The 16,921-nt window shown below is 60.1% G+C and carries 16 protein-coding genes; 12 read left to right on the top strand and 4 right to left on the bottom strand.

The window, feature by feature from the left end; genetic code table 11:
• Positions 1 to 177 precede the first annotated feature (177 nt).
• The 11 genes from C8264_RS18135 (at position 178) to C8264_RS18090 (ending at position 12,852) form a co-directional block, all read left to right on the top strand.
• Complete coding sequence (locus tag C8264_RS18135; RefSeq protein ID WP_108462397.1) at positions 178 to 804, top strand: hypothetical protein; 627 nt, start codon at positions 178 to 180, stop codon at positions 802 to 804.
• 209 nt (positions 805 to 1,013) lie between these two features.
• Complete coding sequence (locus tag C8264_RS18130) at positions 1,014 to 1,847, top strand: hypothetical protein (RefSeq protein ID WP_108462396.1); 834 nt, start codon at positions 1,014 to 1,016, stop codon at positions 1,845 to 1,847.
• Positions 1,844 to 4,060: a Mu transposase C-terminal domain-containing protein gene (locus tag C8264_RS18125; protein ID WP_108462395.1), complete on the top strand. Its 2,217-nt coding sequence runs from the start codon at positions 1,844 to 1,846 to the stop codon at positions 4,058 to 4,060. The genes C8264_RS18130 and C8264_RS18125 overlap by 4 nt, the downstream gene beginning before the upstream one ends.
• Positions 4,057 to 5,091, top strand: coding sequence for an ATP-binding protein (locus tag C8264_RS18120; RefSeq protein WP_108462394.1), 1,035 nt, complete (start codon positions 4,057 to 4,059; stop codon positions 5,089 to 5,091). The genes C8264_RS18125 and C8264_RS18120 overlap by 4 nt, the downstream gene beginning before the upstream one ends.
• The gene (locus C8264_RS18115; protein ID WP_162783751.1) at positions 5,088 to 6,932 is read left to right on the top strand and encodes a TniQ family protein; all 1,845 of its coding nucleotides are present in this window, start codon (positions 5,088 to 5,090) and stop codon (positions 6,930 to 6,932) included. Before C8264_RS18120 ends, C8264_RS18115 begins: the two co-directional genes overlap by 4 nt.
• 1,581 nt (positions 6,933 to 8,513) lie before the next feature.
• Entirely contained in the window at positions 8,514 to 9,302 is a 789-nt protein-coding gene (locus tag C8264_RS18110) for a helix-turn-helix transcriptional regulator (RefSeq protein WP_162783750.1), read from the top strand.
• Positions 9,299 to 10,345, top strand: a complete 1,047-nt coding sequence (locus tag C8264_RS18105) for a tyrosine-type recombinase/integrase (RefSeq protein WP_162783749.1) — start codon at positions 9,299 to 9,301, stop codon at positions 10,343 to 10,345. Before C8264_RS18110 ends, C8264_RS18105 begins: the two co-directional genes overlap by 4 nt.
• Before the next feature lie 192 nt (positions 10,346 to 10,537).
• The gene (locus C8264_RS18100; RefSeq protein ID WP_108462390.1) at positions 10,538 to 11,293 is read left to right on the top strand and encodes an adenylate/guanylate cyclase domain-containing protein; all 756 of its coding nucleotides are present in this window, start codon (positions 10,538 to 10,540) and stop codon (positions 11,291 to 11,293) included.
• Complete coding sequence (locus C8264_RS22985) at positions 11,262 to 11,780, top strand: Pycsar system effector family protein (RefSeq protein WP_425430695.1); 519 nt, start codon at positions 11,262 to 11,264, stop codon at positions 11,778 to 11,780. Before C8264_RS18100 ends, C8264_RS22985 begins: the two co-directional genes overlap by 32 nt.
• Positions 11,781 to 11,877: 97 nt before the next feature.
• Complete coding sequence (locus C8264_RS18095) at positions 11,878 to 12,162, top strand: hypothetical protein (protein ID WP_162783748.1); 285 nt, start codon at positions 11,878 to 11,880, stop codon at positions 12,160 to 12,162.
• Positions 12,163 to 12,852 carry an SOS response-associated peptidase gene (locus tag C8264_RS18090; RefSeq protein ID WP_108462388.1) on the top strand — a complete coding sequence of 230 codons (690 nt, stop codon included), beginning with the start codon at positions 12,163 to 12,165 and terminating at the stop codon, positions 12,850 to 12,852.
• On the opposite strand, the gene C8264_RS18085 is transcribed toward C8264_RS18090, so the two are convergent.
• The gene (locus C8264_RS18085; RefSeq protein WP_108462387.1) at positions 12,839 to 13,168 is read right to left on the bottom strand and encodes a hypothetical protein; all 330 of its coding nucleotides are present in this window, start codon (positions 13,166 to 13,168) and stop codon (positions 12,839 to 12,841) included. The genes C8264_RS18090 and C8264_RS18085 overlap by 14 nt on opposite strands.
• Positions 13,169 to 13,238: 70 nt before the next feature.
• On the opposite strand from C8264_RS18085, the gene C8264_RS18080 reads away from it, so the two are divergent.
• Entirely contained in the window at positions 13,239 to 13,709 is a 471-nt protein-coding gene (locus tag C8264_RS18080) for a BBE domain-containing protein (RefSeq protein WP_108462386.1), read from the top strand.
• Between the two features lie 216 nt (positions 13,710 to 13,925).
• On the opposite strand, the gene C8264_RS18075 is transcribed toward C8264_RS18080, so the two are convergent.
• From C8264_RS18075 to C8264_RS18065, 3 genes are all read right to left on the bottom strand, one after another.
• Positions 13,926 to 15,674, bottom strand: a complete 1,749-nt coding sequence (locus C8264_RS18075) for an ABC transporter substrate-binding protein (RefSeq protein WP_108462385.1) — start codon at positions 15,672 to 15,674, stop codon at positions 13,926 to 13,928.
• A gap of 81 nt (positions 15,675 to 15,755) precedes the next feature.
• The gene (locus C8264_RS18070) at positions 15,756 to 16,037 is read right to left on the bottom strand and encodes a DUF2160 domain-containing protein (protein ID WP_108462384.1); all 282 of its coding nucleotides are present in this window, start codon (positions 16,035 to 16,037) and stop codon (positions 15,756 to 15,758) included.
• 12 nt (positions 16,038 to 16,049) lie between these two features.
• A complete protein-coding gene (locus tag C8264_RS18065) occupies positions 16,050 to 16,919 on the bottom strand; it encodes a carbohydrate ABC transporter permease (RefSeq protein ID WP_245893369.1) in 870 nt (289 codons plus the stop codon).
• Between the last annotated feature and the right edge of the window lie 2 nt (positions 16,920 to 16,921).

Raw genomic sequence — 16,921 nt, 5'->3', positions numbered from 1 at the left:
GCTCCCGCTCCAGGTCCATTGGAAAGACTGACCGTTTCACGATTGATGATTGTCGTTGTATATCAATATGTTAACTGAAATTCTCCGCTTGCAATCGACGTCCGATGTGCCTAGGTCGGCAACACTGGAGGACGCCCCGACCGGCCCTTCGCCTTCAGCAACCGAAAGGATCACGACATGTGTGCCGCAGTTATCGACCTCTCCCCTACCTCCATCCTGGTATCCGCCCGCAACCCGACCTCGTCGCTCAAGGGCGGTTGTGCGGAGATCGCGATCGTGCCCGTCGCGCTCGAGTTTACGGATGATCCTGATGCCTGGTCGCTGATCCTGGCTTTCGAACCCGTCAGCGGTCTTGTTCCCAGCTTCAGGGTCTTGCCTCACCCCGTCGATCTCGACGACGCAGCCTGCACGGCGTTGGACGCCTTGGGCGCCTTGCACGTGCCGGAAACTGCAGCGGTCGACATCGCCTGTGGCGAGTTCGAGCCGGAAGCCCTTGCTGCCGAGATCAAGCGCCGCTCCAACCGCCGCAGCGTGTCACCCGATCATGGATGGGCGGACCGGCTCTCATTGGAGCGGGCGGCAAGGGAGATCGGTCGGCAGACCCGTGCGGTCGTCGCCTTCGAAGAGGCCTCAGGATGGGAAGGGATCTATGGCGCTGCTGATAGCCGGCTGGTGCTGGAAAGCGTCATCGACCAGGTTCTCTACTGGTACCACCGTCGCCCGTCGTCCGCGCTCGGGTTGAAGTCGCCGATCGAGCGCTGGGCCGGGCGGAACGGGTCCTTGCCCGTGGCTACCCGCAGCTGACCCCTCAAGGAGCGTGAAAGGACCGTCTTACCGATCCTTCCACGCTCCAGGGAAGCCTACCGCCTCGCCCGAACAGGCCAGGAGACACGCGTCAGACACGTGAATCCTACCCTATTCGGCAGCGACCGCAAAGGGCGTCCCCACCCAAAAACCGATCAAGATTCCCGGTCTGCCTGCCGGGGAACGATCCACCATGTCCGGAGCGCCAGATGAACATCGCAGTACTTAACCAGCCGAAGTCCCGGAGAACCGGGAAGGATGCCCCCAAGACCGATCCGCGCAAGACCCGCGACGTACCCGTGTGGGACCCCGCAAACGGCCCTGACCACTCGACCGTGCGGATGTCAGAGCCTGCCAGACATACCAAGCCGGAGACGCCTGCCGACTACAAGCCTGCCAGGAATATTCCCGAGCCACCGGAGAAGTCGTCCGGACGCTCGACCTGCTACTACATCGACCCGATCGACTTCCTGGCCAAGGAAGCCGAGGGGCAGCTCGAGCTCAACGTTTCGCTTCGCTACCTGTCCGACCCCAACGTCATCCGCATCGAGCCCCAGTACGGCCCCGTCTGGTATCTCAAGCCGGAAGGCAAGCGCACATACACCGTCTTTGACCAGCGCATCCAGTATGCCGACCGGACCAAGACGGTCGTTGCGGTGAAGCCCTTCGCCCGGTCCGTAAAGCTCCGCACCGATGCGCTTAACGCCCTGGTGCTCAACCAGATGCCGGTGGAGGACGCGGATCGTGTGCAGCTCGTCACCGAGCGGGACCTGCCGCAATGGGCCCTTGCCAATTTCCGGCTGTTCCATTCGGTCAGGAACGATCGCCATTGGCATTGCTACGGCGAACTGCTGCGCGCTGCCCGCAGCCTCGTCATCCCTCTCCCGATCGATGATTTCGCCAAGCCCTGGGGCGGATCGAAGGCGGTCTTCCGAACCGTTGCCCTCCTAATTTTCGAGGGCGCGCTTCGCCAGGTGGAACCCGGCGAGATCGACGACACCACCATGATCATCGGTGGGACAACCCAAGGAGAGCAGCAGTGAAGGCCGACAAGAAGAATCCGATCCGTTTCCGCGAGATCACCCCTTACGTTGACGTGGTCATCGACGGCTTCCCCTGGCGCGCCGCGAATCCGTTGCCGGGTATCGGGTGGGAGCTCCAGAGCAAGGACCGGCCTTACAGGAACCGCATCCTCACCTCGGAGGAATACGCCAGCCTCAAGGAAGAGACTCGCGTTGTGCTCGTGTCCGAGATCCAGTCGTTCGCTGCACTGTCGTCGTTGACGCCAGGGCAGCGTGACACTGCATATATCAGGTCGTTCTGGATGGAGGTCGTGGATCAGGCTCTCGAGGACGGAGAGCTTGAAAAGCTCAGCCGCGGCAAGATCCATGACCTGATCAAGACCAAGGCCGACTACGTTGCCGGCCTGTGGCAAAAGCATAATGACGAAACCAACTTCGACCATGGAAAGGTTCGTCGCAAGAAGAAGTTCGCCAGCATCACGCCGGGCAAGAAGGCGCAAAGCGGCGACGTGGATCGCGACCGCCTCCGGCCATGCGCCAAGACGCTGCTCAAGCTCTACCTGGAATGGGTGGAGTCCGGACGCGACTTCTGGAAGCTGGTGCCCAACACCCACGGGCACAGCGACGGAGGCAAGTCGATCGACGAACGCACCTGGACCCAGATCCAACAACGGGTCGAGAGCTATGCCAGCGAGAAGAACCCTACGCTGCGTAGCGTCTGCGAGCGCATCAATATCGACATCATGGCCCTTAACGCGGTGTTGGGCGAGGACCACCACATCCCCCTGGCCACCGAATACGGCGTGGCCAAGGCCATCGACGAGCTGCCGGCCTCGGTCGTCCTTGGTGGGCGATTGGGCAAGAAGCGGATGGTGCAGGAATTAAGGCACGTCGGCAAGGGACCATCCTACAAGCGGATCGGGGAGATGACACTCCACGACTGCTGGAGCACCCATGTCTTCAGCCTGCTTTCCGAAAAGGCGCAGCAGCTCTTCAATAAGAAGGAACTGGAGCAGCGCCTTGTGCTGGCGGCGGTAGTTGAGTCGGCTACGGGCGCAATCGTGGGCCTGAAGCACGGTCTTGTCGAGAATGCGGAACTGACCACCGCCGCTCTTCGCATGGCCATGTCGGACAAGACCGCCATCGCCAAGGCGGCAGGATGCACCGCCCCGTGGGACATGCGCATCGGCATCGAGGAGGTGAAGTCGGACTCGGGCGGGGCTTACCGCAGTTCCATGTTCATGAGTTCGGCATATGCCCTGGTGGATCGCCTGACCTTCACGGCTGCCGGTCGTGCAAACCTGCGCGGCAAGATCGAGCGCATTTTCCGCACGATGGACGTTGACTTCATCACCAGGATCACGGGCAGGACCGGCAGCAGTATCCGTTCCCGCGGCAGGGATGAGCAGGATCCGCAAGACCGCGCCAGCGTCTTCGTGGACCAGTTCATGAAGCTGCTCGTCCGCTATGTGGTCGACGTGCTCCACTATCGTCCCCGCAGCAAGGTCCTGCTGTCCTCTGCCCGGCAGTTCGAGGCGATCAGCGGTCGTCTCCAGTCCAAGGCTGCGCCCACGGACGACGAGATCCGGGTTGCTTTCGGCATCGTGCTTCAGCGCAAGCTCACCCGGGCCGGCATCCGGTTCATGAACATCATCTATCATTCCGGCTGGCTGGATATCGTCATGGCCGCCGGGGGACCCCAGATGGTCGCGATCAAGGTCGATGAGCAGAATCTCGGACGCATCTCGGTTCTGCTGGGTCAGGACTGGACCACTATTCCCGGGCCCCGGGAACTCGAAGGCGTCACGCTTGACGAATGGGTTGCCAAGAATGCGGAACTGGCCCGTCGCTACGGTGACCAAGCCCGCCTCGACTTTGAACGGTTCATCGCGCCGGCGCTGCTCGACATCGAGCGGGCGGCAAAGCGGGCCGAGGACTACTTCAAGCTCGAGAATGTCCAGTGGACCGCCGCCATGATCGACAACATCGAAACGCAGCTGCGGGTGTTCGTCCTTTATGATCGCGACCCCACGGGAGACGAAAAGGCCCTCACCAAGGACTCGTCGTTGCTGGGTTCCGTTCACACGCGCTCGGCCCCTTCCACCCAGGCGATCGCCCCACAGTCGCCGCCGCCCTCGAACACGTCTGCTGCGATGCCGGGCCATGAGCCCGTCGCACGACCGGAAGCCCCGGCGCCCTTGAAGCGCAACCGTCCCAAGAAGGATCGTTCATGATGAGCCACGACCGCAATTCCGATCTGGCAGTTCTCGAGGCCATGGAAGGTCATTTCTTCCCCACGCCCGAACTGGACTCGGTCACCGCTGCGGTGAAGGAGATCGTTCGCTCGGTCGCGGTCCGCCAGGACAATTCGGAATCGTGGGGCGAGGGCAATCGCGCCAAGTGCCGGGCCGTGATGATCACGGCCCCCACCCGTCACGGCAAGACCGAGCTTGCGCAGCAGGTGGCCAACGGCTTGGACGAGCTGACCGCCGTTGACGGGACCGTGATCCGACACCGCCCCTTTTATGTCGAATGCGCCTCCGTGTTCAGCAACGGTCTGCTGTTCAACTCCGTCCTCAAGGCCATGATGGGAGGAACGGGTACCAAGCGCCTTCTGCCGGTGGCGGCAGCGTTCAACCGCATCGACACCCAGCTGCCTGTGCACATGCCCACCCTGTTTACGCTCGACGAGTTCCAGTACGCTTTTGCCCCGAGCGGCGTGGCGGCTGGCCGGCGGGACGACGTGGTGGTTGCCACCTTGGGTTTCGTGCGCCACCTGCTCGATCACGCAGCCTGGCCGGTGCCGGTTATCCTGACAGGATTGCCCGAGCTCGCCCGCAGGATGGACGAACCCGCCCATGCGTTCCTCAACGAGAAGATCACCCCCGTCCGCATCGAGCCCATGGCCCAGGGAAGCGAAGAGGAGTTCACGCGTCTCGCCTCGGCGTTGGACGCCTACTGCAAGGATGCCGGGATCGAGAACGGTGCCGCAGGGGATGAGTTCTTCAAGCGGCTCATCCACGCCACGGACCATGCACGCGGTCTGGCCTTCGAGCTCTGCCAGGCAAGTGTGATGCGTGCCTGGTACGATGGAAAGCGTGCGGTTCAGGAAGCCGATTTCGCCGCCCGATACCGCATCGCCACCGAGGCGCCGGACGACCAGAATCCGTTCATCGTCGGTGGGTGGCACACCACGGACCGAACCCGGCTGATGCAGGTCACGCTCGAAACCGATCTCGCAACATGGAAGGCGGCAAGCCGATGAGCATTTTCACGAGCCCTCTCGCCCCACGCCTTCGTCCGCTCGAACTGGCCGCCAGTTACGTTTCGCGCCTGGCAGCTTGGCTGCGCTACACCAATGCGAGGCAGTTCTGTGCCGACTTCGAGCTGAACTTCGACGGTATCTCCGCCGGCAAGGCAGACCAGCTGCAAGCTCTCGCCGATCTGACGGAGACCCCCATCGAAGACCTCGGACATAGCCCTGTACGATCCGGAGGCCGGTTCCATATCGATGGCCAGGTGTTGTCCACGGCTTACCTCGACCGCGTCGACCTGTGGGTCTGCCCCGCTTGCATCGCCGCGGATCTGGCCGCCGCCCCGCACCTGCCTCCGGAAGCCGCTATTGCGATCTGCCGTGATTCCATCATCAGCGCCATCGCGGGCTGCGTGCACCACCGCAGCAGCCTGGTCTTTGCCGGGCGGGACGAATGGCGATATGGCCGCCACGATACGTCGCTGGTTACCATGGACATCCCCGGTCGGCTGCCCCTGCTGACGGCCATGTCAAAGCCGATGAACCCGTCACCGATCGACGTCTTCGTGCGCGAACGCTTCGATGGACTGCCGCAGTCCATTGATGCGCTCCACGGTGTGCCGCTCAACCAGGTCCTCAAGCTGACCGGCAATTTCGGCAACTGGAGCCTGATGGAGGGCAAGGAGAACCTGCGCAACCTGGACAGACTGGAGCTCAACAAGATCCGCAGCGCGGGTCTGCAGATCCTGGCCGGGGGACAGGACGCCATTGCCGCCGAGATGAACCGGCTGATGGAGGAGACCCATTTCAAGGGGAACGTGCCGGTCAGGAGGGCCATGAGGAAAGTATGGTACATGCTGATGGACAACAGTTCCGAACCCGCCTTCATGCACGTCCGGCAGGCGGTGGTGCAGGCATCCAGGCAGAACCGCTATAGCTCGCGCGCAAACCCTAGCATTGACGGGCAACCTCGATGGCGCCCGGTCCAGCAGGCCGGCCTCAACCTGGGCTTCGGTGGTGCTACTGTCTGCGCATTTGCTACCGAAGCTGGAGCGACCCATCCAAGCAAGCCAAACCTGGTGAACGAGGCACGTCTTTCCGAGTGGATCTCTTTGGATGGCGGCATCGTGCCCGTTTGGCAGGCGGCTCGCGAAGCAGGCATGACCGAACTGCAGATGGCCAACCTTATCGAGCATTCCCGCTTGGTTCCGGTTGTTCGGAAGGTTCAGAAGCAAGGCACTTGGAACTGGCTGCGAAGGGATCATGTGGCTGGCATGCTCGACGCCTGCCTTGCAGACGCAATCGAGTGTAGCGACACCCCTTCCGGCAAGACCACCATCCGGGGAATGGTCCGCAGGTCAACCGGCTCGTTCCTGGCGATCCACGATGCTGTATTCTCGGGGCGTATCTGGGTCGGCAAGCTGGCCGGTGCGAAGCCTTACGCCTCCATCCTTGTCGATATCGCCGAGGTAGCCGCGCTCCTCCAATCTGACCATCGGCGCAATACTGCCGCCGACCGTGAAAGCGAGTCCATGACCAGAAGTGAATTCGCCCGCCACTGCGGCATCGGATCGGTGGCTGCACACCGCCTGGCCTCGCCTGGCGGCTTGGTCCACTATGAAGAACGAGTGGACCCTGCGACCGGGCGTTCACGCGCTACCATCCCCGTCAGCGAACTCGATCGGTTTCAGGCCGAGTTCATCACCGGCACGAAGTTGGCGAGGCTACTCCGCGTTCAACCCCGTGCGATCGTTCAACGGTTGCATGGTGAAGGGATCAGACCGGTCGATCTCAGGGATATCCCCATCACCCTATTCAGAAGATCCGAGGTCGCCGGTTTGCTGCCCGGGTGATGCACCGACAATCTTGAGCTTCCAGGCCGCCCTCCGGGGCGGCTTTTTTCATGCCCGAAAACACGGTAACGTACCGAGATTGGGAAAGTACTGTCGCTCGTTGGGAAGACCGGACATTTTTCAACGCCGAAAAGCTCAATGATTTCAGTGAAAACTGGAAAATCGGTCATCGTTCAACAGCTCGCTAAATTGGAACGCGGCTTCGATTATCAAATGTTCCGGTTCATTGCGAGGTTTTGACGCAAAATCCCACGGAATCCGCCGGTTTAGAGGCATTCGAGCAATCTATTCCGAGTGGTTCTGTTGATTCCGTGTCACACGCCCGGCGCACGGATCGCCTCTGCGAGTGCCAATTCGTTCTCAATACTGCAAACCCTGCCCATGCTCCTCGAGCCAAGCTTCAAGCTCAGCCTTGATTTCGCTCACACGCAGACCAGTATCGGAGTCTAGGTCATCGACATTCTGCCCGAGCCACTGCTCGCAAGCCCACAGCATCGCCTTGATAGTATGGCGAGGTTGTGAGGCGTCTAGCGTCTCAGTGTAGCTGCGCCAGCGAAAGATGGCGGCCGGATAATTTTTGGTGATTGGGGTCGAAGGCTCGGTCTTGGCGTGTGCTTCATTCTGGGGGAATGACAGTTCGAGACCGAACCTTCAATTGACGTTAAGTGCTAGGCGGCCGGCCGACGGGAGGGATTGGGTTGCGCCTCAAGGGTGGCCAGCCGGGCGTACGCTAGGCGGCTACGCTAGCGACCAACCTTGGCGCTGCGCGACCTCTAGCGGCACATATGCGAAAGTCGCGCGGTCGGGCTCGCCGGGGATGCGAAGGATTGCTTTTACGGCGACCAAGGGTGCAGCCGGATCGTTTCTGGTGGTGTTCATTTTGGTTCTTTCGTTGATTGGCTTCTCACAGCCGCGATACCAACCGTAACGTGGCTGACAGACCGGGGGGTGAGAACCAGCCAACGAGACTGGTCGACGGGCTTTAATCTTCTTCGGAGTTACCGAATTGATCTGGACATAACCGTCGCCCCCGGCCTAAATAGCCAGGTTCGCAACGGGCCGCTAAGCTCGTCAGCATGAGTCGCCAATAAGGCGCTCGCTTCGACCGCCTCTCCCCGGCAAGGGAGATGTGACCCCGGCAAGGGTCTAGCGGTCTATCGTGGTCAGGGTTCTCACACCCACTGACCAAAATACGCCCACCAAAGATATCACAAAGCAAGAAACTGCCCCCACGGGCAGCGTCTTTGCGTTTTCGCGTCTTGACTTTGCGGCATTTCATCGACGCAAGTCAGCAGTGGAAGAAACAACAGAATATAACCGCACCGCCATATGATGTATTATGCGAAAAGGCATATTGCAGCGTTATTTGCTGCAACAAAAGCGAATCTATATTGCAAGCGCATCACTGCGATTCTACATCGCGAGCATGACAGTCATTCCATATCCCATTGCAGACACCCCGCCCGCTACATCAACTGCGGCTACCGATGTCATAGCGCTGACGCTCATGGCCAGCCGATGAGCAAGCCCCGTGTTAGCTCCCTGCCCGCTTCGCTTCCACCCATTGGTTTGTCACGAGTTATGGCTGCCGAGGTCGTCGGTGTGTCTCCCACGACGTTCGACCGCATGGTGGCAGACGGAATGATGCCAAATCCGCGCCGAATTTACTCTCGACGCATTTGGCTCAGAACTGAGGTTGAAGCAGCAATGCACGCCCTCGTGGCCGATGGCGAGGAACCTGAAGACGACGAATGGGACTTCGACTTTGAGCCAATCTCTGCCGAGGAGCGGGCTAGAACGGAACTCACAGCTTGGGAGCGCACCCTCTTGCTGTCGCTCTACCGCAGAGGAGGGACTGCGCCGGCTAGCACATTAGAGGGTGCAGGCCCGGTCAGCAGAGAAAGCCTGGCAAGCCGCGAGCTGATTGTGGACGACGGCGAACTACTGACACTCACCGCCGAGGGTGCGTCTCTCGCCAAGTCGGCGAACGGAGGCTACAGTGGGTCAAGGGTCATCACCCTCGCTGAGAGCGCGCCTAGTATGCAGAAGCGCAAAGGGCCTAGGGCACCGAAGGCGCCGCCTCCGAATGAGAACCCCTCGCTGGATTCCCCGCTTCTTCCGTTCCGATTTCTCGAAACCAGCGAGAAGAAACTCAAGTCCAAGCTCGGCATTCTAGAATTGAAAGTTCTGCGGCAGCTGTATCCCTTGGATGGCGCTGAAATCCCGATCTACGACGTCATTGGCGCGGGAGAAAGCACTCGGTGCCTCCTGTACTCACGCGGGTACATCGAGGAACTCGGCACCCGCCGGCATAGCTGGCTCGCGATTACGGATGCGGGCAAAGAGGCATACGAAAGATCCCTGAAGTGACCCGCGTCACCGTCGAGCGACGTGGAGATTTGAAGCTCGTGGCGCGAGGCGGCTACTGGTACGCGCGGGGCACGATGTACGGTGACGAGATCTTTGTGAGCACCAAGACCAAAGATCGCGCTCGCGCTCGGGTGGTGCTGCGGGAGATAGAGCGTCAGGTGGAGCGGGGAATACAGGACCATACGTTCGCCCAAGCCTGTGACGATTACGCGGCCCACGGAGGGCAACGAACCTACCTGGGTGCCCTAACCAGCAAACTGGGCAAGCGGAAGCTGAACGACATCCGTCAGACCGACCTCGATGAAACTGCGCGTGAGCTTTATGGCCACACGAGTAGAGAGACCCAAAACCGACAGGCGTACACCCCATTCATCGCGGTTTGGAACCACGCAGTCGGCAACGAATGGACGGCAGCACGCACTTGGCGCCGGCCTCGGAAGCCGAAGGGCACGCTCGCTATCAAACCCATCACCAGGGCCGGCACACAGGCGGTGACATATGAGCACGCCTGGGCGTTCATTCGGCACATGTCCCCTGCCCCAGCTGAATTGCTGGCAACGCTGTTCTACACCGGCATGCGGCCTATCGAACTCTTCGCACTACGTTCCGAGCACGTCGACATCAGTAACCGATGGATTACCGTTCTCAGTTCTAAAACTGGCGAGCCTCGAGGTGTGCCGATCCACGACTTTTTGGTGCCACTGCTAGAGCGGCTGCGTGGGAATGGTGGGGTGATGTTCCGCACCATTCGTGGTCTGCCCTACCGGCCGCGCGAAGGTGGCGGCGGACAGTTGCGGTCAGCCATTGCGGGCGCACGGGAGAGGTCGGGAATCAAGGACGTCTCGCTCTACACGGCTCGCCACACCGTCTCGACGCAGTTGGTGATCGCAAGTGTCCATCCGCACATCAAGGACCAGATCCTCGGCCACGCCGCGGACAACATGAGCCGGCGCTACACCCATGTGCCGCAATCGGCACTGATCGAAGCAATCAACACGTTGCCCGTAATTGATGAGTGGCGTGAAGCTGTGTGGATGAGGTGAGCTAGTGAAAGTAGGTCCAAATCAAGAGCATGCAGAATCGCCCCTATTCTCGCCGGCCGGCTGAACAGATAGCGGCGCAACACTCACATCGACCCGGCGAGAGTACTTCGATGTTGCTCTTGGCGTGGAATATGGCGATCATGCTGCATCGCGACCGCTGCCCAAAGCTTACGTATTCTAAAGAATCCCTTAATGGCGTTCAATTATGACTTTGGTTACAGCCAAAAACAGAATGCACGCATCTTCGATAATGCAGTCAGAATCGAGAAGCGCGAGGGCGTTCCACCGGAGGCGGACTTTATCCCTGAGGCGGATACATTGCGCATTGGTGCCGGCAAACGGGTCAAAGCAACAGTTATGTTCATCGACATCTGCGGTTCTTCGCAGCGAGCCTCCGAAAGCGAGTTAGAGCAAGACGATAATCTCAGGGTGTTGAGTCTTTATTTTTCTGAGATGATCCGGGTGATTGAAGAGCTAGGCGGGACTATTGAGAAGAATACCGGTGACGGGCTCATGGCCTACTTCGTAACTGAGGGTGACATGAGCGGACCGGTGAGAGGCCTGTGCGCCTCACTGTCGATCTTCAAAGCTAAAATCCTGCTAGACGACATCAGCGCTCGTGTTTGGCGCCTCGTGCCCCTAGATTTCCGCATCTGTCTTGACGATGGCTGGATAACTGTCGCTCGGGTCGGCGCAGCACGGAGGTTCAATGCAGTGGTCGCGATAGGAACAACAGCTAACTTGGCAGCCAAAATGTTATCTTTCGCGGACGAGAACGAGTTGTTGCTCGGTGAGAATGTTCAGCGAGAACTTCCCGCACAAGCGAAGCAATTCACTTGGCTAAAGACGAGTGATACCGGTTGGACATACGAGGCAACGGGCGCCCCCTATCGCTTCTTTCGTTACAGTGCTCGATATGAGACCCCCAAGTTTGAACCAAAATCTTAGAGCAGAACACGCGCAGCTCGCTGAGTTCCAGGCGCCCTACATCGACCACTATATAGCTTTGGCGGACACCAAAGCGTCGGTCGCCTTCGGAGTATGCGCCGCTGTATTAGGCTATCTGGCCACCCATCAAAACGTCAGGGACTCACTACAGCAAGGTGCCCCTCACCATGGATTCTGGCCTACACTCGTAGCATTGATCCTGTTGGTCTCTGCCGGCGCCGCCGCTTTGGTGGTTGTGGTGCCACGAACATGGAAAACCTACCAGGACGGAGTGGTTTCCTGGCCATCCGTTTCGAAGTTTGACTCTGCTGCAGCGTACTTGGCGGCGCTCGCTGCGACATCAGAAAATGACATTCGACAAGCCCGTTCCGCCCACTGCTTTGTTTTAGCCAAGATATGCGCATCCAAGCACAGATGGGTGACCAGGAGCTTTGGACTCACAGCCGCAGCAATCCTGCTGAGTGGGTATGTTGTATTGTTTGTCTAGGCTCGTTTCCAAGATGAACCATAAGCAGCCAAAAGCCCCCGTACACTGCTATTCGATGACACCTTACCAGTGGACGGCCGACGACGACGAGATCGCCTTGGACGCAATCATTGTCGGTATCGGATCAGACGAGAAGGCCTTCGATGCATTGGGCATTGATTACGGCGAGGTGTTAGCATCCATCTACTGGCCAGACTGGATTACTCAGGGCGACAAGGTAAAATCCGCACTTGAGGGCCTATACTCCGTTCCAGAGGCGCTTGAGCGGGCGGAAACGTTGTGCTCACTCTGGGCGTTTAACCGCATCGTTATCTCCATTCAGGATCGTGAGATCTGGCGGGACGAGTGGGGAAAGCTACGGGACGAGGAGGGCTATGATTGAATGTGCGGTCGCTTCACCAACGAGATGACCTGGTCAGAGCTCCACGCGCTGTACAAGCTTAGCGATGAGTTGTTCCCCGTCGCACCGCACAATATGCAGCCGCGATACAACATCGCGCCGACGCAGGACGTGGATTTCGTGCACCTCGACAAAGCCGGGAACATGGAGCTCGACCGGGGCCGCTGGTGGCTGGTGCCGTTCTTCGCCAAGGAACTGCCGAAAGCAGCCATGTTCAACGCCCGCATCGAGACGGTGGACACGTCAGGGGCGTTCCGTGAGGGGTTCAAGTCCCGGCGCTGCCTCATCCCGGCCGATGGCTATTTCGAATGGACCACGAACGAGGATGACGGGAAGAAAGACCCATGGCTGCTGCAGCTGCCGGATGGCGAGGGTTTCAGCTTCGCCGGCATCTGGGCGCGCAACGACAATCTGGGTGTGACTAGTTGCACGATCATCACGGCGCCGGCCGTGCCAGAGATCGAGCAGATCCATACCCGCATGCCGGTGATCATCGGGCCGGATACATACGAACGCTGGCTGTCTGGCGAGGACCAGGGCACCGACGCCAAGGCGCTGCTGCTCGGCGCTCAGATCGATAGCCAGTTGGAGTTTCACCGCGTCGGCCGTGAGGTGAACAACAGCCGGTATGACGGCACCGATACCAAGAAGCCGCTGATCAACTCGCTTTAGCAGGGCCGCGAACATTAGCCAGGCTAAGCTCCGCTTCGCGCATCGCGGCGTATTCGTCGGCGCCTATCGGCTTTGGCGGGCCCTCTTGCTTGCTATCGTTCATCACAAAGGCACCCTGCATCAAAGTTATCCAGCGGTTGGGGTAGAACAATGCAGCGGCGACATAGGCGCCACGGGCGACCATGAGGTTGTTAGCCGTGGCGATCACGTCGAACGCATAGGGAAAGGTCTGGCCATGATCGATGACGCGAAAGTTTGGATTGCTCGGCACGTCCGGCTCTCGCACCACGACCCTGGGGATAAGCCATAGGTTCATACCGCGGCGCTTGCACGATGGGCAGCGCATCTGATCCGAGAAGTGAGGCGAACCCACATCTGGTACGGGATTGGCCTTCCTGGATGGTGGTCAGCCTTTTGGCCGCCGGTATTATTGGAAGTCGGGCGATGCCGAAGAGATATCGGATGGTGTTGCGGAGAAGCTGATCGAGTCGGCGACTGAAATCGCCTCGCCGTTTTCCGCGATATTGTGCATGCATCTCGGAGGTGCCCCGGCGCGGATCGATCCGGAATCAACCGCCGTCGGCATTCGCTCAGCGCAGTATGGAATGGTCTTTCAAGGGGCGTGGACGGATCCGGCTGAGGACGCTTCCCATGTTGGTTGGGCCCGCAGCGCACTTGAGCGCGTTCGCCCCTTTACGTCCGGAAGCGCCTATCTCAACTTCATCACGGAGGACGAGAGCGCAACCGGGGTACGTACTGCCTATCGTGACCGCATCTTCGAGAAGCTCCGCCGCATCAAGAGTACATACGATCCGCGAAATGTCATGGCCGGCTCGCTGAATATTCCACCGGGGTGATTGTCCGAAGGCTAAGACGAAGCAAGATCGCGGCTGAGTGTCGATGGCGTACATCCCGTGAGCGAGCAAGTGGGGTATGGTGCCACCGAGTGCTTCCTACTCCCGTCTACATGCTTTGACGCGAAGCCACCCTTCATTTGTGGCGGGGCGTAAGTCCAACGTGCCCCTGTACGAAGGGGCAGTGCCGGACCTGGGTGATCCGGCACTGTGTCTGGGTTAGTTGCCGGCCGAAGCGTTGGCGTCGGCCCAGCTTTTCACCAGTTCGTCGTAGTTGACGGTCATGGGCTCTTCGTCCTCGTTCTCTATGGCGAGTTGGGGAGCCAGATTTCCCTTGGCGATGGCGTCTTCGTTCCAGAAGGCGAGGTCGTGCTCTTCGGCGAGCTTGGGTCCGATGTCGCCCTGCACTCCGGCGCGTTCAAGGCGTTCCATGACGCTTTCCTGCTCGGCGCAGAGAGAGTCCATGGCCTCCTGTGGGGTCTTGGCACCGGAGGACGCATCGCCAATGGCCTGCCACCAGAGTTGCGCCAGCTTGGGGTAGTCAGGAACGTTGGTGCCGGTGGGTGACCACTGGACGCGGGCTGGCGAGCGGTAGAACTCGACAAGTCCGCCCAATGCCGGGGCGCGCTCGGTGAAGCTATCGTGGCGGATAGTGGATTCGCGCACGAAGGTTAGACCCACATGGGACTTCTTGACGTCCACCGTTTGCGAGGAGACGAACTGGGCGTAGAGCCAGGCCGCCTGGGCGCGATCGACCGGAGTGGATTCCAGAATGGTCCAGGAGCCCACGTCCTGATAGCCCAACTTCATGCCATCTTGCCAGTAAACGCCATGGGGCGAGGGAGCGAAGCGCCATTTTGGCGTGCCGTCCTCGTTCATCACCGGCAGGCCTTCCTTGACCAGATCGGCCGTGAAGGTGGTGTACATGAACATCTGCTGGGCGATCTTGCCCTGGCTCGGCACGGGGCCGGATTCCGAGAAGGTCATGCCCTGGGCTTCGGGCGGTGCGTAGGCGTTGAGCCATTCCAGATATTTGGTGATGGCATAGACGGAAGCCGGTCCATTGGTATCGCCGCCACGGGCAACGCAGGAGCCGACTGGCCGCGAATTCTCATCGACTTTGATGCCCCATTCGTCGACGGGGAGGCCATTGGGAATACCTTTGTCGCCATTGCCGGCCATGGAGAGCCAAGCATCAGTGAAGCGCCAGCCGAGCGATGGGTCCTTTTTGCCATAGTCCATATGGCCGAAGACCGGGCCCTCGCCCATGTCGCGGCCGGTGAAGAATTCGGCGATGTCCTCGTAGGCGCTCCAATTGACCGGCACGCCCAGATCGTAGCCGTATTTCTCCTTGAACTCCGTCTGGATGGCGGGATCGTTGAACCAATCGTAGCGGAACCAGTAAAGGTTGGCGAACTGCTGGTCGGGCAGTTGGTAGAGCTCGCCGTCCGGTGCAGTGGTGAAGTCGATGCCGATGAAATCATCGAGCTTGAGGTTGGGGTTGGTGACGGAAGCGCCCTCGCCGGCCATCCAGTCGGTAAGGCTGCGCGCCTGCTTGTAGCGCCAGTGCGTGCCGATCAGGTCGGAATCGTTGACATAGGCGTCGTAGATGTTTTCGCCCGATTGCATCTGGGTCTGGAGCTTTTCCACCACGTCACCCTCACCGATCAGGTCGTGGGTGACGCGGATGCCGGTGAGCGCGGTAAAGGCAGGGGCGAGTACCTTGGATTCATATTCATGCGTGGTGATGGTTTCGGAGACCACCTTGATGTCCATGCCCACGAACGGGGCCGCGGCATCCATGAACCATTGGAGCTCGGCTTCCTGCTCCTCCCGGCTCAGGGCAGACATGTCGCCGATTTCGGCTTCGAGGAACTTGATACCCTCTTCCATGCTTTGTGCCCCGGCCGGGCTCGCCACCAGCAGCGCGAGCAGCGCCGCTGTCGATGTCAACAATTGCCGTTTCATTCCAATCCTCCCTTGAAATTCAACTTCTCGAAAACGGGATGGAGCAGCTTTCGCGCCACGCCTATCCCGACCTATGTTGCCCTAGACAAAGCGGAACACGCAGATGGCGTAGACCACCGACAGGGCGAGACTCCACCACAGCTGGGGCCCTACCAGACCCAGCCAGGCAAGATTGATGAAGGCGCTGCCGAGCAGCGAGATGAAGAGGCGGTCGCCTCGTGTCGTCTCGAAGCGCAGGATGCCGACCCGAGGGCTGCCGCCGGGCACACGCCACTCCCAGATCGCCATGCCAACAAGCATGAGGAAGATCGTGCCGAAGAAGGCGGCGGTAGGCCAGGTCCATGCCATCCAAGCAAAATCCATGGCGCCCTCCCCTCACACCCGGCCCAGGGCGAAGCCCTTGGCAATATAGTTGCGAACGAAATAGATCACGAGCGCTCCCGGGATGATGGTCAGCACGCCCGCGGCCGCCAGCACGCCCCAGTCGAGTCCAGAAGCTGAAACCGTGCGCGTCATGATGGCCGAAATCGGCTTGGCGTCCGTCGTAGTGAGCGTGCGGGCCAAGAGGAGTTCCACCCAGGAGAACATGAAGCAGAAGAAGGCCGCGACCCCAATGCCCGAGGCAATCAGCGGCATGAAGATGCGCACGAAGAATAGCGGGAAGGAATAGCCATCAATATAGGCCGTTTCATCGACCTCCTTGGGCACGCCGCTCATGAAACCTTCCAGAATCCACACCGCCAGCGGCACGTTGAACAGGCAATGGGCGAGCGCTACCGCAAGGTGCGTGTCAATCAGCCCGAACGCCGAATAGAGTTGGAAGAACGGCAGCGCGAACACGGCCGGCGGCGCCATGCGGTTGGTCAGCAGCCAGAAGAACAGGTGCTTGTCGCCCACGAAGCGGTAGCGCGAAAAGGCATAGGCGGCCGGCAGGGCCACGAGGAGCGAGATGACGGTGTTCATCACCACGTAGATGATGGAATTGATGTAGCCGGAGTACCAGCTTGGGTCGGTGAAGATCACGGTGTAGTTGCGCAGGGTGAAGTCGCGCGGCCAAAGGGTGAAGGCGCCGGTGATTTCCTGATTGGTCTTGAAGCTCATGTTGATGAGCCAGTAGATCGGCAGCAGCAGGAAGATGATGTAAAGCGTGGGTACCAGCCAGCCCAGCCGGACGCTGCTGCGCGTGCGATTGAGGGCGGCGGCCTGGCGGGGTTGTGCGATGGTGGCGGCACCTGGGGTGACCATGC

Source organism: Devosia naphthalenivorans (genome assembly GCF_003056355.1).
Taxonomy (GTDB): Bacteria; Pseudomonadota; Alphaproteobacteria; order Rhizobiales; family Devosiaceae; genus Devosia; species Devosia naphthalenivorans.
Note: the sequence above shows the minus strand (reverse complement) of the source record. Positions and strands in the feature narration are given on the sequence as shown.